The following is a 21,763-nucleotide window of genomic DNA, read 5'->3' on the forward strand; positions in this document are numbered from 1 at the left end:
GGAACATTACTGGCACAAAACTTGAAAAAACTTCGATAAATGAACAATTACTCTATGTCAACTGTAGCAGATAAACTAGAGTTATCATCTCACGGTGTATATGCAAACTGGGAATATGGGCGTAACGAACCAAACGTTGCGACACTAGTATCAATAGCGAAATTATATAACGTTTCTATTGATGAACTAGTAGGCTATAAAACTGAAAAAGGGGAACCAGAAGAGTTGGCAGATACTCACTTTGAAGTAATTGATATGATTAAATCACTTGATAGTGAGGACTGTAAATTAGTAGAAGAAGTTTTGAGAAGATTTAGGGGATATTCTTTTTCGAGAAATATAAATCTATAACATACTCAAATACTTAGGCTATAGAGTTATAATGTAGTAAATTAAATTAATAGTTTTTTAATATAGGCTAAGTGGTAATACTTAGCCTATATTTTTCTTTTCTTGGGAAAAAGGGGTGATAACTATTGATGTAAAAGAATTAATGAACCAAATTATTAACGAAGCAATAGAAAAAAGAGCCAGTGATATCCATATATACCCACATACGTCGGGGAATTCCTTTGTACAACTCAGGGTGAACGGTCATCTGAGTAAATATGAACAATTTTCTAATAGGGAGCTAGACGCGATCATATCGCTTTTAAAATTTAATTCTAATATAGATATTTCAAGGAATAAGGAACCGCAAAGTGGTCGCTTTGTCTATAATTATAATGATAGAGATTATTTTTTACGTGTTTCCACCTTACCACTAAGTGAGTTAAATGAGGGCTGTGTGGTTAGAATATTTATTAATGAATTAGAAGATGTTGAATACAGTATTTTTGAAGAAGATAGTGAATATATAAACAATCTTTCAAAAAAAGCTAATGGTCTAATATTATTTTCAGGACCTACAGGAAGCGGTAAATCAACATCACTGTATAAATTAGCAAGTGAGCTTGCTAACATGAATAAGCAGGTAATTACAGTAGAAGATCCTGTAGAAAAAAAGATTCCTAGTTTAATACAAATGCAAGTAAATGAAAAAGCAGGAATTAACTATGATAATGCCTTAAAATCTATCTTGCGATGTGATCCGGATGCTATGGTAATCGGAGAAATCCGTGACTATAAGACAGCTAGTCAAGTAATTACGTCAGCATTTTCAGGACATTTAGTTTTAAGTACAATTCATGCGGAAGATTCTATTGGAGTAATAAATCGATTAAGAGATTTAAACCTGTCACTAGAAGATATAAAACAAACCGTGATTTGCATTATTTCGCAAAGATTGGTGAATTTAGTAAACGGAAAAAGAGGATTAGTAACCGAAATATTGAAAAAAGAAGATATTCATGAATATATAGATAATAATAGAATACATAAAAACTATTTAGAGAAAAAGTTTGAATTAGCTTACGAAAAAGGTTTAATCAACAATGATGAAAAAGAAAAATGGGGATATTAAAAAAATCCTAGATAAAGAGAATAAAATATATTTTATTAAGCGTCTATATGAGTTGATAAATCATGGATATATGTTAGAAGATTCTTTAGAATTTCTATTAATACAATATGAAGTTGCTGATGATGAAATTAAAAAGATAAAAGAAAAACTCTCTAACGGAAATAAATTATCCGATATATTGGGGTATCTTGGTTATTCACAACTAATTATAAGCAAAATAAAATTTGCTGAAGACTATGGTCGAATTGAAGATATGTTACTCGAAGTAGAAACTTATCTATCAATACAAAAAATACAACAAGAAAAGATAATAAAAACATTAAGATATCCACTATTTTTAACACTTACATTAGTATGCCTTATTATGGTATTTAATGCGCTAGTAATTCCACAATTTGAGAACATCTATACTTCATCTAATATTAAGATGGATCTCCAAACCATTATATTAATCAAATCACTTTATTATATTCCAAAAATCATTTCCATTATAATTTTATTTATCCTTTTAGGTATAAGTTACTTATTTTATACAATTAGATATAAACCACATCTATTTTTAAAGACTCTATTATATATTCCTAAGATTAGAAACTATTCTAAACTATATTTTTCTTACAGATTTTCTATGGAGTTAAGTTTATTTCTTATGAGTGGATTCTCTTTGAAAACTGCTTTAGAAGTAATGGTCGAAGAAAATTATGATTATTATTTAACAGAATTTGCTAAAGAAATTTTATATGAACTAGATAAAGGCATAAGTTTCGAAGACGCAATTGGAAAAATTAAATATTTTGATAAATCAATTAGAAAATTTGTAAGCCATGGAAGAAATAATGGTTTGATTGATAAAGAATTAAAACTTTTCAGTGAATTGATGTTAGATACCTTTTTAACATCATTAGATAGAACCTTAAAAAAATTACAACCTATTTTATTTGGAATCTTAGCCGTAGTAATTGTGGGACTGTATATGGTAATACTACTTCCAATTTTTAACATGGCAAGTTCATTAAAATAAGGAGGGAATTATGAAAAAAATTATTCAAAAGTTTAAAAACAAAGATGCATTTACACTTATAGAGATGTTAATCGTACTCTTTATAATCGCAATTCTATTAATTCTTATAATCCCTAATATTACTAAGAATATAGACACAGCTAAAGATAAAAGTTCAGAAGCATATGAAAAAACAGTACAATCACAAGTTACTGCTTATGAAATTAATGAAAATGATAAAGATGTTACATTTGAAAAACTAGTTGAAAAACATTATTTAGATGGCCCTGCAGATAAAGCTAGTACAGCACCTAATGGTAAGAAAATAGTAATAGCAAATGGTAAAGCAACACTTCAAAAATAGAAATGGATTCTCTTTGGTAGAGATGATAGCCGTGTTAATGATAGTTAGTATTATTGTGATAATCTTATCAAGAATCTCTATAAATACTTATGAGAAATATCAGGAGAGATTAGCTGTTAATGAGCTAGTGTCAGAAATTTATACTATTCAAACTAAGAGCTTAGGTAAGGATAGATCTTATATCACCTTCTTTTCAAGTGATGATGAGTACGCAGTTTTATATGATGGTCAGAAGTATTGGAAGAAAATACGTAAAAATGGTAAAGCAAAACTTGGTGCAGCTTCAGTGAAATTCGAGTATTGGAGAGGAAATCTAATATCTAAAGCGAACACCGTCGATGTAAAGTTTGATAATAGTTTATATCGAATAATAGTTCATTTAGATACAGGATATGTGACACTAGATGAAATATAATAAAAAAGGATTTACTTTTATAGAACTGATAGGATCTTTATTTATTTGTTCATTGCTATTTGTATTTTTAATACCGAATATGGTAAGGCAATATTCTAATCTTTACAAAACTGAAAAAGAATTAGAGATGAGAGAGATATTGTATGAAGAAATTTGTAGTCATTATAAGGATAAAAATTTCACTACAAAGAGAAAGAATTATTATATAAGTGTGAGTGGGAATTCAGCAAGAATTGAGGATGAAGAGACTGGTGAAAAGATCAGTTATAGCTAAATTTAAACAGGGATTCACCTTGCTGGAATTGACAGTATCTTTATTCTTATTAGTAATCCTAACCTTACTACTTATGCTAATATTACAGACTACAATAAACACCTCGAAAAGATTTTTAGACTATTCAAATTATGAATATGCCTTGGCCCACAGAAAAATACTACAGACATACAATAATAGTGCAAAAGTCACTCAAGAAAAACATTATATTATAATGAAAAGTAAAGATGATTCAGAAGATGTAAGGATAAATTTCAATGATAATCAAATCTACATGGACAAGTTTAAAAATTCTAATGACTTTGCTGGATATATTCTTCTACTAAAACATATCAAGGGATATACATTATCTGTTGAGGATGAAACTATACATATACTAATCGTAGATAAAAATAATCATGAACGAGATATGTTTCTAAAGATAAAAGATGAAAAAACAGATAAAGAAAAAGCCCAAGAAGAGAAAGAGAAGAAAGAAAAAGAAGAGAAGGCAAAGAAAGATACAGAAAAACATCCTAAGGATAATGCAGAAATAGAAAAAATAAAACCAATTACTAACAATGAGGAAGGAAGTTAGTACGATGAATATAATAAAAGAACATAAAAAAGCAAATGCGATAGTAGCATCCTTACTTGTAACTTTGTTAGTAATAACGGTTATATTTAGTATTATGGGGATTTACATTAATAAAATGTATACAATAAAAAGCTTAAATGACTATTACGATAAACAAATAACACAGCAACTAAAAGAAAATAATAAATCTAAATAATAGTTAGGTCCATTCTATTTTCCAAATTGGATTTTAGGATGGACTAAATTATTTGGAAAATAACTTATAAATAAAAAAAGAAATTCGTATTGATGTCTTAAAAGATATATTAATTGTTGCTTTGTTTTATCAAATAGTTTAAAATAGTACTATATTGACAAAAATTGAAACTAAATTTAAAGGAGATATAAATGGGTAAGAAATTATTATTGGGTCTAGTAGGTGCTGGAGCACTTGCAGCAGCTACTGTATTTCATAAAAAAGAAAATCTTAGTTCAGAAGAACGTGAAAAAGTAGAAGAAGCTAAAAAGTATTTAGAAGAACAAGGATATATTGTATCAGAAAAATCTAAGTTTCCTGTTGGGAGTTTAAACTTATTCTCTGTTTCTTCATTACCGATGTACTATAAAGCAGCTAAAACAGTAGCTAAATATATATTATAGTTATGTTTATACCAGAAAAAAATTATTCATTTTATGAAGATAATCCGAAAGGTAAATTAACTATTAAGAAATTTGTAAAAGAAATGTATTATCGTCTTATGTATGATGAAATATCATTACTTTCTGCAAATTTAAGTTATTATTTTATCTTATCTTTATTCCCAATGCTAATTGTAGCCTTGGCCTTGACGCCATATTTTAAAATTGATCAACAATTTTTATTAGAGAAGATTCAAAACTATGCACCAGGGGACCTTGGTAATTATCTTTTTGATATGATTTCAGAAGTCTTAAATAATAAGAATAACACGATTATCACAGTGGGGATTGTTTTCACACTTTGGTCAGCATCTAGTGGTATTTATGGAATAATTATAGCATTTAATAATGCATTTAGAGTACGTGATGGAAGAATATGGATTGTTACTAAAATAATAAGCGTAATCTTAACAGCATTGTTCTTAGTAGGTATGTTTCTTGCATTGGCTTTAATCGTATTTGGAAAACAACTTACATACATCTTATTCCATAAATTTAATCTGGATCAAGGATTCTATAACTTATGGTCTGTAATAAATTATACATTACCATTACTTTTTATATTCTTCGTCTTCGTGTTCCTATATACTATGGGGCCTAACTTGAAACTAAAAGCTATTAGTATACTACCAGGAGCGTTGTTTGCAACATTATCATGGACAATAGTCAGTAGATTATTTGGGTACTATATTGATCATTTTTCAAGTTATATAAAAACTTATGGAACAATCGGAGCCTTTATGGCATTCATACTTTGGCTATATATTACAGGATATATATTAATTATCGGTGCGGAAATTAATGCGATTTTCCATAATTATAAAGTAGAACATAGAGTATTTGAAGAAACTCATACGACAGAATAGAAGATAATATTGAAACTGAATTTAGCTTATAAGATCTTTACAATATTAAGTAGATCATATTTAAAAGCAAGCGCAAAAAATTGTGCTTGTTTTTTGTTTTGCAGAATTTTGTATTAAATTATTTTGATTTTCTTACAGTTCAGTTGAAATATAGGCAGAATTATATAAAAAGAAAGTGTTTTATAGTATAATTGTAGATACTTAATTAAGAAGATTGATTAAAGATTGAGAGGTCATACTATGGAAAAAGAAATTTATCTAGCAGGAGGATGTTTCTGGGGGGTTGAAGGTTACTTTGCACAACTTGATGGAGTAATTACTACAAAAGTTGGTTACAGCAATGGACAAACAGCAGAAACTACTTATCAACAAATTAAAACAACAGACCATGCTGAGGTTATTTATTTAAAATATGATAATTCAGTACTACCATTAAATGATGTATTACGTCACTATTTCAGAATTATTGATCCAGTAAGCATCAATAAACAAGGTGGAGATAGAGGACGTCAATATAGAACAGGAATTTACTATGTAGACGAAGAAACAAGAGAAGAAGTAGTTAACTTTATAGAAGAACTTCAAAAAAATTATACCAAGAAAATTGCTGTAGAAGTAGAAGCGGTAAATAACTATATCGACGCAGAAGAATATCATCAAAAATACCTTGAGAAGAACCCTACAGGATATTGCCATGTAGATTTAAGTTTAGCGAAAAAAAGCTTGTAATTTTCAAAATAAGTTTGAAATAATTACTAAAAAAAGGTAAAATATAAGTAAGTATAAATAAAAACAAGGAGTTAGAAAATGACAAACATTTTAATTTTCGGACACAAAAATCCAGATACTGATACAATTTGTTCAAGTATCGTTTATAACAATTTAAAAAGATTACAAGGAATGGATACTGAAGCTGTAAGACTTGGTGAAATTAACGATGAAACAAAATACGCTTTAGAATACTTTAACGTACGTTTACCACGTTTAGTAGAGGAAGTAGCAGAAGGACAACACGTTATCTTAGTTGACCACAATGAATTTCAACAATCAGCTAATGGAATCGAAAAAGCTGTTGTTCGTGAAGTAATCGATCACCACCGTATCGCAAACTTTGAAACAGCTGCACCATTATATTACCGTGCTGAGCCATTAGGATGTACAGCTACAATCTTAAAAAAAATCTATGAAGAGCAAAATGTTAACATCGACAAACAAATGGCAGGATTAATGTTATCAGCTATTATCTCTGATTCATTATTATTCAAATCTCCAACATGTACTTTACAAGATAAAGTTGCAGCTGAAGAATTAGCAAAAATTGCAGAAGTAGATGCACAAGAGTATGGTCTTGCTATGCTTAAAGCTGGTGCATCAACAACTGATAAAACAGCAGAAACTCTAATTTCTCTTGATGCTAAAGAATTCGTTTTAGGAGCAGATAAACTTGTAGTTGCACAAATTAACACAGTTGATGCTAACGAAGTAGCCGACAGAAAAGAAGAATTAGAAGCGGCAATCAAAGCAGAATTATCTTCAAAAGGATTAGCAGCATATGTATTTGTAATCACTAATATCTTAACTTCAGATTCAGAAGTACTAGTATTAGGTGAAAAACAAGATAAAGTTGCAGCGGCATTTGGAAAAACTCTAGAAAATGACTTTATGACACTTGAAGGTGTTGTATCACGTAAAAAACAAGTAGTTCCTCAAATTACTGAAGAGTTTTCAAAATAATTTTTAAAAAATAAACTTTAAAAAGAGACTAATCCAAAAGTTCTCAACTTTAAAAGTTTATATAAAAACGCATAGTCGTAGTGGTTTATTAATATCTAAATTTCTATTATAAAAACTTTTAGAGATCTAATAAACTATGCGGGGGTGACTCGACAAAATCGATTTCTCCGAAATCACGATTTTTGAGTCACTCCTTTTCTAATTTATATAAAATAGCAATCGAAAGGAAATATATGGATACATTTAAAGCAATATATTTGCCCTTTTTGAAGAAGATTATTGTAAACACGTTAGTTGTAATAGCATTTGCAGGTTTAACACAAGGAAAGCTAAAAATTGATCATCCAATATATGGTTTCCTTGGAGCTTTACTGATTACAATATTATTCACATTAGTTAGACCACTATTGATAGTTACTGTAATAATAACAATATTTAGTTTAGGACTATTTTCATTATTAGTAAGGACTATATTAGTTTATTCAGTTTCTTATATATTGGCACCACATTTTGAGATAGTATCGTTTTGGACAGCAATAGGTTTAGTAATTGCGATTAAAATTTTTAATTTTATATTTAAAACTGAACAAAGAACGATAATAATAAAAACATTTAAAAAGAAATAAAAAAGGAAAAAAATTATGCCAAAAATTACAACAAGAGAGCTTGCTGAAAAATTGAATCTAGAAGTAATAAGTGGTGAAAAAGGATTAGATAGAGAAATCACAACAGACGAGTTATCTCGTCCAGCATTACAACTTGCAGGGTATTTTTCTCACTATTCACCAGTTTGAATTCAAATTCTTGGGACAAGCGAATTATCATTCTTTAAATTAATTCCGGATGTTGAGAAAAAATCAAGAATGCGCATGTTATGTACGCGTGTAACTCCATGTATTATAATATCTAGAGAATTAGAAGTTCCAGAGGAATTAATAGATGCAGCTAATAAATACGATACACCAGTATTAAGATGTAGACAAGATACTACGAAATTGATGGGGAATATTTCCAATCACCTTAGAAGAGTATTTGCACCTACAACTTCAGTTCATGGAGTATTTATTGAAGTTTACGGTATTGGAGTCCTATTAACAGGAGAAAGTGGAATTGGTAAGAGTGAAATAGCGTTAGAACTTATAAAACGTGGGCACCGTTTAGTAGCTGATGATAGAGTAGATATTAGAGAAATAGAAAAAGGATTCTTAATCGGAAGTTGCGAATCTACTTTAATCAAGCATTTATTAGAGATTCGTGGATTAGGAATTATTAATGTAATGACATTATTTGGTACAGGGGCAGTACGTAGTGATAAGAGATTACAGTTAAATATTCACTTAGAAACATGGAATGATCAAAAACAATACGATAGAATTGGTTTAGGTGATGAAAGTAAAGAAATTCTAAATTCAAAAATTGAGAAGAAAACAATTCCAGTAAGACCTGGACGAAATGTTGCAATCATTATAGAATCTGCTGCTATGAACTATAGATTAAATCGAATGGGAATTAACACAGCTAAAGATTTTACATCACGATTAGCAGAAGAAATAAAAAGAAATAATATGAATAATGGGGTGGAATAATATGATATTAGGTTACTTAGATCCAATCGCCTTTCACTTATTTACAAAACCAGTATATTGGTACGGAATTATTATAGCGACTACTGTATTTTTTGCATACTACCTTGCTGATAAAGAAGCTACAAAAAGAGGGTTAAAAAAAGATACAATGTTAGATCTATTGCTAATAGCTTTACCTATAGCGTTTATCTTTGCTCGTGCGTACTACGTAATATTCAGATGGGAATTTTACAAAGGCGATTTTGCTAGTATGATAGCCATTTGGGATGGTGGAATAGCAATATACGGTGGTTTAATTGGTGGATTTGTAGTGTTATACTTTTTTGCAAGAAGAAGAGGGATAAAAATTATCAAGCTATTAGATATAATAGCGCCAAGTTTACTAGTGGGACAAATGCTAGGGCGTTGGGGGAACTTTTTCAACCATGAAGCATACGGTGAAGCAGTTAGTCAACAATATCTGCAAGATAGATTTATTCCAAACTTTATTATAGAAAATATGTATATTGATGGAGCTTACCGTCAACCAACATTCCTATATGAAAGTTTATGGTGTTTTATTGCACTTGTAATACTTCTATTAATAAGAAATAAACTAGCACAAAGTGAAGTCTTTGCTGCATACTTAATCTTATATGGAGTAGAGAGATTCATCGTTGAAGGAATGAGAACAGATTCACTATATCTAGGAAGCTTGAGAGTTTCTCAAGTCCTTTCATTAGTATTTGTGATAGGAAGTTTGATATACTTAATAGTGCTTAATACAAAATATAAAGATAAGAAGATTTTGTATAGAGAATCATAATAAAGAAGGTGGAAAATATGTCAGAAAAAATTTATGACCTAATTATTGTAGGAGCAGGACCTGCAGGGATGACTGCTTCAATCTATGCATCACGTGCGAATATGTCAGTATTGATGCTAGAAAGAAAATATCCAGGAGGTCAAATGTTATCAACTGAAGAAATTGAGAACTATACTGGATATGAAATGATTACAGGACCTGAACTATCAGAAAAAATGTTTGAACACTCTAAAAAATTCGGTACAGAATTTGGTTTTGGAAACATAACAGAAGTTGGAGTTAGAGACGGACTTAAATATGTAGTTGCAGGTGAAAAAGAATACGTAGCGAAATCAATCATAATTGCAACAGGATCAGAACATAAAAACCTTGATGTTCCTGGGGAAGAACAATTTTCAGGAAAAGGTGTAAGTTATTGTGCAGTTTGTGATGGTGCATTCTTTAGAAATAAAGAAGTAGTAGTTATCGGTGGAGGAGATTCAGCTGTAGAAGAAGCTTTATACTTATCTAACCTAGCTGCTAAAGTAACTATCGTTCACAGACGTGATGAACTACGCGCACAAAAAATTCTACAAGATAGAGCATTCGCTAAAGAAAATATCGAATTCGTTTGGGATAGTGTTGCCTACGAAATTAAAGGTGAAAGAAAAGTTTCTTCAATTGAAATAAGAAATGTAAAAACTGGTGAAGAAAGTTCTATTAAAGCTGATGGAGTATTCATCTATGTTGGTATGTTACCACAAACTCAAGATTTCAGAGATTTAGGAATTACTAATGAAGCTGGATATATCCCAACTAATGAAAAATTAGAAACATCAGTACCTGGTATTTTTGCAGCTGGAGATGTACGTGAAAAAGAAATCCGTCAAGTAATCACAGCAGCATCTGATGGAGCTATAGCAGCACAAAGTGCTTATAGCTTTGTAGAAGGTTTAGAATAATAATTATTATAATAAGAAAGAGAGGTTAATTAAAACCTCTTTTTTTATAAAATAGAACTGTGAATTTAATTAAAATCCACAGTTCTAATTTTATTTAATTTTATTCTTTAAAGTCAAAGATACTCTTGCGTTTAGAAAAATCAAATTTAATATAATTATTTTTATTAATAACTTTTTCTTTAAATTGATCTACTGGAATATTTTCAATCTTATCCACAGGATAGTGGCGTTCATATTCTTTAGGATTAACATTAGCATCAAAACTGAAATCATCAGTTTTTTCAAGAGCAGTTCCATCTTTATTTAGCTTATAAAATGTATAACCATGAACTTTTGCACCACCTGAACCATAAACATGGAAAGCTTTATCTTTAGTAATTGATAGTGTAGTTCTTTCGCCATTTACAAATTCAGGTGTAATGCGAACCACTTTATTATTCTTGTCAAGAGTATAGACATCCATTGGACTATATTCATTTGGTTTATCTTTACTAGCTTCTGTAAATAGTAACAGTTCATCTTTCCCATCACCATTAATGTCGAAGAAACCATAGTTTAAAAAGTTTTTCCCAACTTGTTTTTCTCCAAAAACCGTATAGTTAGAAATAGCTACAGGATTTATATCTTGTTTATCAGATTTTCCTTTGTTAATGGCATCTTGATAATTTTTTAAAACACCGGCATATGCTTTTTCATAATTATCTGGTTTTTTATTTTCATTGTTATCAGCTTTATTTTTGTTGTTATTTTTGTCACCTTCAGTTTTTTCTCCGAAGTTTTTAACTGACTTCCAATTTTCATTATCGAATTTCAGTATTTCTGGAAGAGGGAAAGTACTATTAAATGAATTTCTAGAATCATATTCTTTTCCAGTTGTTATGTCTTTATACTTACTATTATCAACATCTAAACCAGTGAACGTAATTACATTAGTCTTTTCAAGTTTATTTCCATCGTTAGAGAATTTTAAGAAATTGTATTCTCCTGAATCTTTATCGAATTTTCTAATTCTAATTGTTTTATCTTTGAACACTGCAGAACCAGAGTTGTTATTAGAACCATCAACTCCAAGTTTATCTAGTATAGCTCTATCGATTGTTTCAGGATTAAATAATCTAATTACCTTATTGTTCTTATCGAATGTGTAGATATCGATAGGGTTATTAGGTTTATCATTTCTAGAAATTAAAAGCTCTTTTCTTCCATTATTATCAATATCGTAAAATACATATTTTATGTAATCATCATTTTTCTTCTCTTTTAGAGCAGATTTTAAAGCTTCAGTATTAATAGATTTATCAGCACTATCTGGATTATTAATAGCCGCTTTATATTTTTGAATAATTGATCCATAAACTTCATTTTCATCAACAACTTTAGTTTTTGCTTTTTTAGAATAATAATAGTAACCGCCACCAGCTAATAATACAATTCCAAGTAAAGTAGATATAGCTGCTATTAATTTTTTCTTAGATTTCTTTTCTTTCTTAGAAGGAAGATTATCTTCTGATTTATTATTTTTAATAGGCGGTACTGGAGGAACTGTTTCAAAAATTCCTTTATCATTATTCTGGCCATTATACTGTTCAGATTGAACGTTATTATTATCTAAATTGTTATTTATATATTGTTCAGTAACGATGTTCTTATCATTAATGAATTCTTGTTCATTATTCTGGTTATTAAAGTATGTGTTTTGCTCAAACTCTTGATTGCTATTTAGGTGTGAATTATTAAGATTTTGTTTCTCATAATTACTTTGATTATATGACTGAGAGACAAACGTCTTATCATTCTCAAAACTTTGTTCATTATAATTATTTTGAAGAGTCTGAGGATTATAGTTTTCGTTATTATAGTTATTTTGCGAATAATCTTGAGTATAGTTCTCAAAATTTTGATTGTAGTTGTTTTCACCATAACCAAAATTTTGATTGTTTTGAGAATAGTTATAGTAGTTTTGATTGTAATTTTGGTTATTAAAGTTGTAATTTTGACCTTGATTATAGTTGTTATAATATGTATTATCATAACTTCCATATTGCTCATCTTGACTATAATTATTATTGTTTAATTCATTGTTATAGTTATTATAATTCTGGTTAGTATTATAGTCTTGGTCATAATTATAGTAATTTTCATTGTTATAATTATTTATATCATTATTCTGTGTATTATAATCAGTATATCCCTCATAATTATTATAATATTGATTATTATTTTGATAAAATTCTTCGGTATTTTGTTCACCATTATAATAATTATTTGGATAATCGCTATTTTGATTAAACTTATTATTTGGGGAAGTATTATTATCTTTAGTCATAAACATTTCTCCTTAATATCTTATAATTAATATTATAAAAAGTTTTTTAAAGAAAATCAAGAAAAGGGGAGTAATATGATAGAAATAATATAAGATAAAATTCTAGTAGAAAACTTTTTATCCTAAGTTATTATCTAAAAACATGTAAATAAAAACCACTGAGCCGTTAAACTCAGTGGTGAATCTTATTAATTTTAATGTAACTTAAAATAATTATTTATTATTATATTTTTTAGCTAAGTAAGGCATGATTAATCCTAATGAAAGTAGAATGATTGGAGTTACAATGTTCATAACTGTTTGGAAAGTACTTTCTGGAGTGTACATACCAGAGATACAAGCAAAAGCAGTTAAGAAGAAACACCAAGCTCCAAGTCCCATACCTACAAATTTATTTTTAACAAATTTGTATTCAGATTGGAATTTCTCAGCAGATTTTTTCAAGAATATATATGCTGCGAATACCCATAGATAACGTAATGGCATTGTAACAGCGTTAAGTTTAACTAACCATCTGAATAAATCATTAACTTCCTTAATTCCAAACATTGGGATAATTAGTAAGATAGAAACGATAACCCCAACAAGTTTTAATCCGTTAACGTATACATCGTTTTCGTTCTTAACTAATAATTTCTTAGGAATGTATTTCTCGTCAGCACTACTTAATAACATACGTAGTGGAGCATCGATAGAAATAATAACAACAGAAACTTGTCCGATTAAATCAACGATTGCATAGATAACTAAGAATAAGTTACCGACACCGTAGTAATTACCTAAAGTTTGGAAAGCATAGTAAGTTCCATTTGTAAGTAAGTCTTTAGGAATATTATTTGTATCGAACATTAATGCTAGAGCAAAAGTCCCAAGAATTGCAGTAGTACAAACCATAACTACTAGAGCAATCATTCCACGAGGAAAGTCTTTAGAAGGATTTTTCATCTTATTAACATAAGGTGAAATCTTCTCACAACCTCCTACCGCAAAAACTAAAATAGCAATAGATGTAATATACTTAACATCAAATGTTGGCATAAATGTATCTAATGACCAATCGATGTTAAATGTTTTAGCACCAGTAATAGATGGTGCTGTAATAGCCATAACTACAAATAATAATGACATAATAAACATTGAAGATCCGGCTAACATCGCCATTTTCTTAATTAAGTTTACTCCACGAGTTGCTAAGAATAAAGCAACTAAGAAGATAACTAAAGAAGCGATTTGTAAGTATGTGATATCCATTTTACTAATACGGTTATCACGAAATACAGTCCAACTAAACGCTGCGATAATACGAGATGGTTTTTGAGAAATATAAGGCATGTGAACTACCCACATTGTCCATCCAGTATAATAAGCAAGTAGTTTACCATGTGTAGAACTAATCCAAGAACTTACACCACCACCGGCATCTTTAAAAGTAGATCCTAGCTCACCAACGATTAATGAATACGGAATAAAGTAAATTACGAAAATTAAAACCCAAGAAACTATAGATTTTAATCCACCGAATTCAGAGTATCCATTAACGACATTCCCGAACGCCCATACAGTTGAGAATGCCATGAAGGCTAGGGTGTACCAAAATATTTTTTTTGCATCCCTCTCCATTGAGAACCTCCTAAAATATAAAATATACTAATAACTGCATAATTGCATTACTAAAATACTAGCACATACTACATGATTATTCAAGTAAAAATAAAATAAATTAAATTAAAATTTTTTTATTTGAAAATAAAATACTATTTTATAGAATATATATAAAAACATAGTGTTCAATAATTATGCAAATACTTCCGAAAATATTTTAATTGATAACGATTTAAAATGTAAATTTACATTATGAAAATATATTTACATAATCTTGATATTTTAAAGTATATATAAAGTTGACAAAAGAGGACACCACTTGAAATACATATATTTTTGAATTATAATAAACAGATGTAAAAGATAATTTTTATAAATGATAAGGGGTGATAAAGGAGTGAGGAAAAAACATAAATCATTAACTAGGTTAATGGTGATAATGACAGGTCTTGTAGTAGTTTCATTATTAGTAACTTCATTTTTTGTTACGGAATATATAAAAAACCGAGAAGATGAGATTATTCGTCAAAAAATATATTCAACTGCAAAGGTGGTAGCTAATGATAAAGGTGTCATAGACGATGTAAAACATCACAGGAGAACCAAGGGAATTCAAGAATATGCTAATAGAGTATTGGAAGAAACAGGAACCGACTTTGTAGTTATCACGGATGATACTTTTACAAGATACAGTCATCCAATAAATGAATTTGTTGGTGAAAAATTTTCTAATATAGAAGATATTAGTTCGACATTCCAATCTGGAGATCACTATAGTAAGCAAAGTGGTGTTCTGGGAGACGGACTTAGATTTTTCACAGCAATAAAAGATGAAAATGGTGAAAATATTGGTGTTGTGTGTGTAGGATATACTAAAGAAACAGTAAAAAAACAAATACTACATTCACAAGAAAAAATATTATTTGGATTATTGATAGGTATAGCAGTTGCAATTACGTTAGCAGTAGTGTATAATAGACGACTTAAGCGTATATTGTTAAACTATGAACCAGAAGAAATAGCATACAATTATATAGAGAAAAATCTTATATCCGATCATGTTTCCGAAGGAATTATAGCAATAAATATAGATAAGAAAGTTATCGTTAAGAATAGTAGTGCTAATCAAATATTGGATAAAGCAGGGTATTCTAAAGTTAAAAAAGGTAAGAAAATTCCTGATCAGATGTATGAAATTTTCTTCAAGAGTATAATCGAAGAAAATCTTCAAAGTAGAGATGAAGTGATAGTTCTAAATTACATCGAAGTTCTAGTTAATAGAAATGTAATCTATCAAAATGGTAAGTTATATGGTGCTGTAGTTACACTACGTGACCAAAGTGAAATGAAAAAATTAATCACAGAATTAAGCGGTACAGAAAAATATAACGATAGCCTTCGAGAACAGAGTCATCACTTTATGAATAAATTGCATGTACTACATGGTTTAATTGAGATGAAGTCTTATGATGAGGTTCAAAAATTTATCACTTATCTAAAAGATGACTATCATGATAAAATTGGATACATATCTGAGAGTATTAAAGTACCAGCAATAGCAGGTTTTTTACTAGCAAAAGTAAGAGAAGCTAAACAAAAAAATATATCGTTATTAATTGATTCAGATTCAATGATTCTAAATCAAGAAGGTTTAGATGAACTATTTAATGAACTTTTAATAATTTTAGGAGTACTTATAGACAACTCAATGGAATCTATAGGGGAAAAAGAAGATGGGAAAATTGTTGTTTACTTATACCTAAATACAGATGAAAATATACTATTATGTAATGTGTATGATAATGGCTGTGGAATTAGTAAGGATATACTGGAGAATGTATTTGAAAGAGGATATTCAACTAAAGGGGAAAACAGAGGATACGGATTAAATGCCGTTGACACTATTGTGAAAAAATATAATGGTTTAATAGACGTGGAAAGCGAAGTAGGCAAAACAAAATTTACAATAGAGATACCAATCGAGGAGGAATAATAAGTGAGAGTACTAATAATAGAAGACGATCCAATGGTAGCGATGATACACAAGGAGTATTTTAAAAAGAAAGAATTAACAGATGATTTAAATCATGTTACATCAATAGAAGATGCGAGAGAATATTTAGCAAACAATGATGTTGACTTAATAGTTTTAGATAACTATTTAATTGATGGACAAGGAATTGAGTACTTACCAGAATTAAAAGGATATCCAATTATTATGATAACAGCAGCAAATGACGTTCAAACTGTAGAAGCTGCATTATCTAATGGAGTAGTAGATTACTTAGTAAAACCATTTACTTATGAAAGATTTGCACAAGCAATTGATAAAGTACAAGACTATGTGAAATTATTATCAAAAGAAAAAATTAATCAAGATTTAATCGATGAATATTTAAATTCTGGTAGAATAGAAGAAGATGAAGATAATTTACCTAAAGGACTATCAAGAATCACATTGAAAAAAGTACTAGAGGCTATAAAACAGCATAATAGTGGATTTACTACTCAACAAATTGCAGATAAGTTAGATATTTCTAGAATAACTATTAGAAAATATTTAAATCACTTAGTTAATATAAACATACTTAGTGAAGATGCTGAATACTATACATCAGGAAGACCTGTGTCAGTATTTACAGTCGTATCTGAAAGTAGATTAGAAAAATTATTATAATAACGTATCATCAAAATCATATAATAATTTATAATTTGTAATAAAGAGAAAAACCTTCAAAACTTTAATTGTTTTGAAGGTTTTTTAGAGAAATAATAAAATTAAGAGAAGATATTAATCATTAATTTTGTATATACCTTTTTTATACTTGTCAGTATTTTTATACTCTTCTATAGTTTTATTAATTCTATCCATATCTTCTTTTTTGAATTTTTCTTGGATTTCTTTGTAGGTTACTTTTTTAAATAATTTAAAATCACGTTGACCAACAGGTTTATCATAATCTATAATTTTTATTTCAATACCATCATCTACTTTTCTTACTAATATACTACTACCTAAAGTTCCAAAGTCTGTAATATAAGCACCGTTTTGTTCTTGCATGCTAAAGAAAGTATCAGGTTTTAAAGTTTCGACTTTAGGATCAGTAGACTGATTAACATATGCACGACCGATTAATGCTAGTTGTGAATTAGTAAATTCTGGCTTTTTATTGTTGTCGTCTCTTCTATCTTCTGAATTTTCCTGTTTAACTTCATTGTATGTATAAACAGTTTTACGCACTGATCTAGGTATTTCTAGTTTTTCGTTTGACTGTGGACGATTTTTTAAAAATTCTTCTTTAGAACCGTACTGAGTATTCGACACGGTATCTTTGAACTTCCCATCTTTCTTTTCTTTGTCAGATAGGTTTACATCATGAATCTTATCATACTTGTCTTTTTTATCATTTAATTTATAAACGACATATCTGTCAGTATCTTTTTCTTGAGTGTGAATCCAAATAGTTTGGTTTTTATAGAATACAGCACGTGGAATATCACTATCAGATTGAGCTTGATAAAGTACCCTAATATTGTTAGAGTCATATGAATAAACTGCAACAGGACTATTAGGTTTATTTTCTTCAGTAATAAATAATTCGTTTGTACCATTTCCATCGATATCATAATAATTAAATTGTAGGAAATTCTTATCTTTTCCATTATCATTATAATTTTTAATAGCATATTTATTTACTTCAGAATCATTATCTGAATAACCTTTATCCATCGCTTCTTTATATTTTTCAAGAACCTGAGCGTAAGCTTCTTTATCAGATTTGTTTTTACTGAAAGAGAATATGCTAGAGATAGATTTATTCGTATAATTTGAATAATAATACAAGCCACCACCACTAATTAGTACCAGACCAAGAACAGTTGAGATTATTGGAATAAGTTTTGATTGTTTTTTCTTATTTGGTTCAAAATTACTAATTTCAGCACCTTGAGTATTAGAGTTCATGTTAGGGTTTTGGTTCGTATTATTGAAGTTTGGTTGCTGTTGGTTAAACCCTTGTTGATTTATATTATTGTAGTTTTGATACTGATGATTAAACCCTTGTTGATTCGTATTTTCGTAGTTTTGAATATGAGGATTAGTACCTTGCTGATTTGCATCTCTATAATTCTGGTATTGCTGATTAAATTCTTGTTCACTAGAATTATTATAATTTTGATATTTTTGATTTAAACCCTGTTGATTTAAATTTTCATAGTTTTGATATTGCTGATTAGGGTTATTATAATTTTGATATTGTTGGTTATATACTTGCTGATTCGCATTAGCATAATTCTGATTTTCTTGATTATAGTACTGTTGATTATTATAATTTTGATATGGCTGTCCAGTATATTGTTGATTTTCAAAATTACCATTGTAATTTTGCTGTTCATTATAATTATTGTAGTTTTGATATTGTTGATTTAATCCTTGCTGACTCTCATATTTTTCATAATTTTGATTGCTGTAATTCTGCTGGTTAGTTAAATCATCTTGATTATAGTTATTATAATTCTGACTAGGGTAATTTTGATTTTTCCCTTGACTATATTTTTTATTCATAAATTTTCTCCTCTATTTATTTTACATTATATATACTTTGCTTATATTATAGACTAAATTACATATTTTTTCAAAAAGTTATGAAAATCCCTAACTCCAGAATGTTGGAGCTAGGGAAGGAGTGTTATACTCTATATTTATGTTCTTCGTAGTTTCTAGTTTTTTTATATTCTTCTATTATCCTGTTAATTTTATCCATATCGTCTTTTTTGAATGTTTCTTGGATTTCTTTATAGGTTAAAGTTTTTATAACTTTTAGTTTGTGATTAGTTGAAGAATAATCTGGTATTTTAATTTCGATACTGTCAGATTTTCTATCTACAATAACAACAGTTGCTTTACTACCGAAATCAGAAGTAATAGTATCGTCATCACCACGTATAGAGAATTTAGTATCATATTTTAATGTTCCTACTTGAGGATCAGTGCCACCAGCTATAATAGCACGTCCTATTAAAGCAAGCTGTAAGTTGTTATATTCAGGTGTTTCAGTGGCTTTTTCACTATCTTTTTTCTCTTCATTTTGTGTGTTCACTTTATTATTATAATTATAAAGTGACTTAAGCTCAATTTTTGATAAGTCTATTTTATCATTAGATAGGGGATACTTGTTAAAGAACTCTTCTTTAGAAGTGAAATCCTCTTTAGTAACTATATCTTTATATTTCCCATTAAGATTACTATATTTTCCAAAGTCAATATCATGAGTTATTTCATATCTGATTTCATTATCTTTGATTTTATATGTAGTAATTCTATCAGTAAAATTTTCATTCTCATTAACAACCATAGTCTTATCTTTATAAAAAGTCGCTACAGGTTGACTACTCCTTGAATTAGTTTTGTATAGTACGTTAAGCTTATTCTGTTTATCAATATTGTAGATAGCTATAGGACTCACTAAATTACTATTTTCGAAAATTAACATTTCGTCTTGACCATCTTTATCCATATCAAAGTACGTAAATTTTAGATAATCTTTATTTTTACCTGAAGAATTATAACGTTCAATAGCATAGTTATTAAGTTCGTAATCAAACTTCGTTTCACCAGTATCCATTGCTTCTTTATATTTTTTTATTATAGGTGAATACAATTCATCATCTTTAGAAATTTTACTATTAGAATTGTAAAAATAGAATCCACCACCAGATAGAAAGATAATACCAAGAACACTTGCAATTATTGGTATTAATTTTGAACGTTTTTTCTTAGGTGGAATATTATTTATATTATATCCTTGAGTATTATTTTGATAATATCCTTGATTATTATAATTTTGATTGTAATATCCTTGATTTCCAGCATTATTGTAGTTTTGATACTGTTGATTATAGTTTTGCGAACTATTATTAGAATATTGCTGATTGAGATTTTGTTGATTGTTAGTATTTTCGTAATTTGAATAATGTTGATTATCTGAATTACGATTATTTTGATTATTATTGTTATTCATAAAACTCTCCTAAAATTATCTTTCATAAATATTATAAAATAAAACTTGATAATTTTAAAGAAAAATAAAAACTCTTAACCCCTTATGACTATAAGGAATCAAGAGTTTTATATTATTTTATTTTGTAACTACGAATGAATACCATCCGTTATCAGAAGTTTCTTCAACAAGTTTGAAACCACGTTCTAACATTTTTTCAAGAAGTTCATCTTTCTTCTCTTCGATAATACCAGAAGTGATATAGTAACCACCATCTTCTAATAAGTTATACGCATCATCAATCATAAGCTCGATAATGTGAGCAAGAATGTTCGATACGATAATGTTATATTTTTTAGTTTCTTTTGTAAGAAGACTAGCTTGATCAACTTCGATTCTTTTCTCAAGATTATTTAATGCGAAGTTCTCGTAAGAAACATCAACAGCAAGCTTATCTAAGTCAACAGCTTTTATATTACCGTCAGTTAAATAACTAGCCGCGATACTTAAAATACCACTACCGCAACCAACATCGATAACATTGTCAGTTCTTTGAACATATTTCTCAAGGTTTTTAATACATAGAGAAGTAGTCTCATGTCCACCAGTACCAAAAGCCATACCTGGATCGATGTTTATAATATATTTATCTTCAGTATTTTCATGTTCGCGCCATGTAGGTACAATAACGAATTTTTCACCGATATTAAGAATATCGAAATAATCTTTCCAAGAATTTTCCCAGTCACTATCTTGAATAATAGTAGTTTCAATTTTGAAGAAATCTCCAATATTGATATTTTCACCTAAAGCAAGAAGCTCAGCTTCAAAACGTTTGAAAGTTTCTTCATCAAAATTTAGCTCATTGATGTATCCTTTAACGATAACTCCGACTTCAGGATAATCAGCAGGACTAAGCTCAACGATAGTACCGAAATCATCATGTAAGTTCTCCTCAAGAGTAGTAGGATCTTCGATAGCAACCCCAGTTGAACCATAATCAAGAAGAATAGACTCAACTATTTCACTAGCTTCATTAGTAGTATGAATTGTAATTTCAACCCAATTTTCCATTTTATACCTCACAAATATTTTAATTTTACATATTAACTAGAGTATTCTAGTAATCTACAT

22 protein-coding genes and 1 pseudogene are annotated in these 21,763 nt (G+C 28.8%); 18 read left to right on the forward strand and 5 right to left on the reverse strand.

From position 1 onward, the window contains the following. The first annotated feature begins 54 nt into the window (after positions 1-54). The 16 genes and pseudogenes from GEMHA0001_RS07210 (at position 55) to trxB (ending at position 10,702) form a co-directional block, all read left to right on the forward strand. Entirely contained in the window at positions 55-351 is a 297-nt protein-coding gene (locus tag GEMHA0001_RS07210; protein ID WP_003145471.1) for a helix-turn-helix domain-containing protein, read from the forward strand. Positions 352-493: 142 nt separating this feature from the next. Beyond that, positions 494-1,462 carry a competence type IV pilus ATPase ComGA gene (gene comGA / locus GEMHA0001_RS07215; protein ID WP_224207483.1) on the forward strand — a complete coding sequence of 323 codons (969 nt, stop codon included), beginning with the start codon at positions 494-496 and terminating at the stop codon, positions 1,460-1,462. After that, positions 1,437-2,483, forward strand: coding sequence for a competence type IV pilus assembly protein ComGB (comGB, locus tag GEMHA0001_RS07220; protein ID WP_040464508.1), 1,047 nt, complete (start codon positions 1,437-1,439; stop codon positions 2,481-2,483). The genes comGA and comGB overlap by 26 nt, the downstream gene beginning before the upstream one ends. A 10-nt stretch (positions 2,484-2,493) precedes the next feature. After that, complete coding sequence (gene comGC, locus GEMHA0001_RS07225) at positions 2,494-2,826, forward strand: competence type IV pilus major pilin ComGC (RefSeq protein WP_003144973.1); 333 nt, start codon at positions 2,494-2,496, stop codon at positions 2,824-2,826. Further along, a complete protein-coding gene (locus GEMHA0001_RS07230; protein ID WP_040464460.1) occupies positions 2,801-3,241 on the forward strand; it encodes a prepilin-type N-terminal cleavage/methylation domain-containing protein in 441 nt (146 codons plus the stop codon). Before comGC ends, GEMHA0001_RS07230 begins: the two co-directional genes overlap by 26 nt. Further along, on the forward strand, positions 3,231-3,515 hold the full coding sequence (locus GEMHA0001_RS07235; protein ID WP_003145638.1) for a type II secretion system protein: 285 nt from the start codon (positions 3,231-3,233) through the stop codon (positions 3,513-3,515). Before GEMHA0001_RS07230 ends, GEMHA0001_RS07235 begins: the two co-directional genes overlap by 11 nt. Continuing rightward, positions 3,493-4,092: a prepilin-type N-terminal cleavage/methylation domain-containing protein gene (locus GEMHA0001_RS07240; protein WP_050767700.1), complete on the forward strand. Its 600-nt coding sequence runs from the start codon at positions 3,493-3,495 to the stop codon at positions 4,090-4,092. Before GEMHA0001_RS07235 ends, GEMHA0001_RS07240 begins: the two co-directional genes overlap by 23 nt. Next, a complete protein-coding gene (locus GEMHA0001_RS07245; RefSeq protein WP_233445899.1) occupies positions 4,076-4,288 on the forward strand; it encodes a hypothetical protein in 213 nt (70 codons plus the stop codon). Before GEMHA0001_RS07240 ends, GEMHA0001_RS07245 begins: the two co-directional genes overlap by 17 nt. A gap of 191 nt (positions 4,289-4,479) precedes the next feature. After that, the gene (locus GEMHA0001_RS07250) at positions 4,480-4,731 is read left to right on the forward strand and encodes a hypothetical protein (RefSeq protein WP_003145459.1); all 252 of its coding nucleotides are present in this window, start codon (positions 4,480-4,482) and stop codon (positions 4,729-4,731) included. A 2-nt stretch (positions 4,732-4,733) separates the two neighbouring features. Then, positions 4,734-5,636 (forward strand): YihY/virulence factor BrkB family protein, encoded by a 903-nt coding sequence (locus GEMHA0001_RS07255; protein ID WP_003144862.1) that lies wholly within the window; start codon positions 4,734-4,736, stop codon positions 5,634-5,636. A gap of 240 nt (positions 5,637-5,876) precedes the next feature. Further along, entirely contained in the window at positions 5,877-6,365 is a 489-nt protein-coding gene (gene msrA / locus GEMHA0001_RS07260) for a peptide-methionine (S)-S-oxide reductase MsrA (RefSeq protein ID WP_003145646.1), read from the forward strand. A 78-nt stretch (positions 6,366-6,443) separates the two neighbouring features. Then, positions 6,444-7,370 (forward strand): manganese-dependent inorganic pyrophosphatase, encoded by a 927-nt coding sequence (locus GEMHA0001_RS07265; RefSeq protein WP_003145126.1) that lies wholly within the window; start codon positions 6,444-6,446, stop codon positions 7,368-7,370. A gap of 266 nt (positions 7,371-7,636) precedes the next feature. Continuing rightward, entirely contained in the window at positions 7,637-7,996 is a 360-nt protein-coding gene (locus GEMHA0001_RS07270; RefSeq protein WP_233445900.1) for a phage holin family protein, read from the forward strand. Positions 7,997-8,011: 15 nt separating this feature from the next. Next, a pseudogene (hprK, locus tag GEMHA0001_RS07275) lies at positions 8,012-8,956 on the forward strand (HPr(Ser) kinase/phosphatase). A gap of 1 nt (position 8,957) precedes the next feature. Continuing rightward, complete coding sequence (gene lgt / locus GEMHA0001_RS07280; protein ID WP_003145001.1) at positions 8,958-9,761, forward strand: prolipoprotein diacylglyceryl transferase; 804 nt, start codon at positions 8,958-8,960, stop codon at positions 9,759-9,761. A 17-nt stretch (positions 9,762-9,778) separates the two neighbouring features. Further along, positions 9,779-10,702 (forward strand): thioredoxin-disulfide reductase, encoded by a 924-nt coding sequence (trxB, locus tag GEMHA0001_RS07285; RefSeq protein ID WP_003145546.1) that lies wholly within the window; start codon positions 9,779-9,781, stop codon positions 10,700-10,702. A 100-nt stretch (positions 10,703-10,802) separates the two neighbouring features. Here trxB and GEMHA0001_RS07290 read toward each other — a convergent pair whose 3' ends face one another. Together GEMHA0001_RS07290 and GEMHA0001_RS07295 are read right to left on the reverse strand one after the other, a co-directional pair. Further along, positions 10,803-13,028, reverse strand: a complete 2,226-nt coding sequence (locus tag GEMHA0001_RS07290; RefSeq protein ID WP_003145282.1) for a hypothetical protein — start codon at positions 13,026-13,028, stop codon at positions 10,803-10,805. Between the two features lie 213 nt (positions 13,029-13,241). Continuing rightward, positions 13,242-14,648, reverse strand: a complete 1,407-nt coding sequence (locus tag GEMHA0001_RS07295) for an APC family permease (protein WP_003144967.1) — start codon at positions 14,646-14,648, stop codon at positions 13,242-13,244. 421 nt (positions 14,649-15,069) lie between these two features. Here GEMHA0001_RS07295 and GEMHA0001_RS07300 point away from each other — a divergent pair, with 421 nt between their 5' ends. Together GEMHA0001_RS07300 and GEMHA0001_RS07305 are read left to right on the forward strand one after the other, a co-directional pair. Then, on the forward strand, positions 15,070-16,623 hold the full coding sequence (locus tag GEMHA0001_RS07300; RefSeq protein WP_248657388.1) for an ATP-binding protein: 1,554 nt from the start codon (positions 15,070-15,072) through the stop codon (positions 16,621-16,623). A gap of 3 nt (positions 16,624-16,626) precedes the next feature. After that, complete coding sequence (locus tag GEMHA0001_RS07305) at positions 16,627-17,307, forward strand: response regulator (protein ID WP_003145616.1); 681 nt, start codon at positions 16,627-16,629, stop codon at positions 17,305-17,307. Positions 17,308-17,421: 114 nt separating this feature from the next. Here the strand turns inward: GEMHA0001_RS07305 and GEMHA0001_RS08730 are convergent, their stop codons facing one another. From GEMHA0001_RS08730 to prmA, 3 genes are all read right to left on the reverse strand, one after another. Next, positions 17,422-19,194, reverse strand: a complete 1,773-nt coding sequence (locus tag GEMHA0001_RS08730) for a hypothetical protein (protein ID WP_003145739.1) — start codon at positions 19,192-19,194, stop codon at positions 17,422-17,424. A 124-nt stretch (positions 19,195-19,318) separates the two neighbouring features. Further along, a complete protein-coding gene (locus GEMHA0001_RS07315; RefSeq protein ID WP_003145391.1) occupies positions 19,319-20,650 on the reverse strand; it encodes a hypothetical protein in 1,332 nt (443 codons plus the stop codon). A 117-nt stretch (positions 20,651-20,767) separates the two neighbouring features. Continuing rightward, positions 20,768-21,703, reverse strand: coding sequence for a 50S ribosomal protein L11 methyltransferase (gene prmA, locus GEMHA0001_RS07320; RefSeq protein ID WP_003145066.1), 936 nt, complete (start codon positions 21,701-21,703; stop codon positions 20,768-20,770). Positions 21,704-21,763: the final 60 nt, after the last annotated feature.

Source organism: Gemella haemolysans ATCC 10379, assembly GCF_000173915.1.
Classification (GTDB): domain Bacteria; phylum Bacillota; class Bacilli; order Staphylococcales; family Gemellaceae; genus Gemella; species Gemella haemolysans.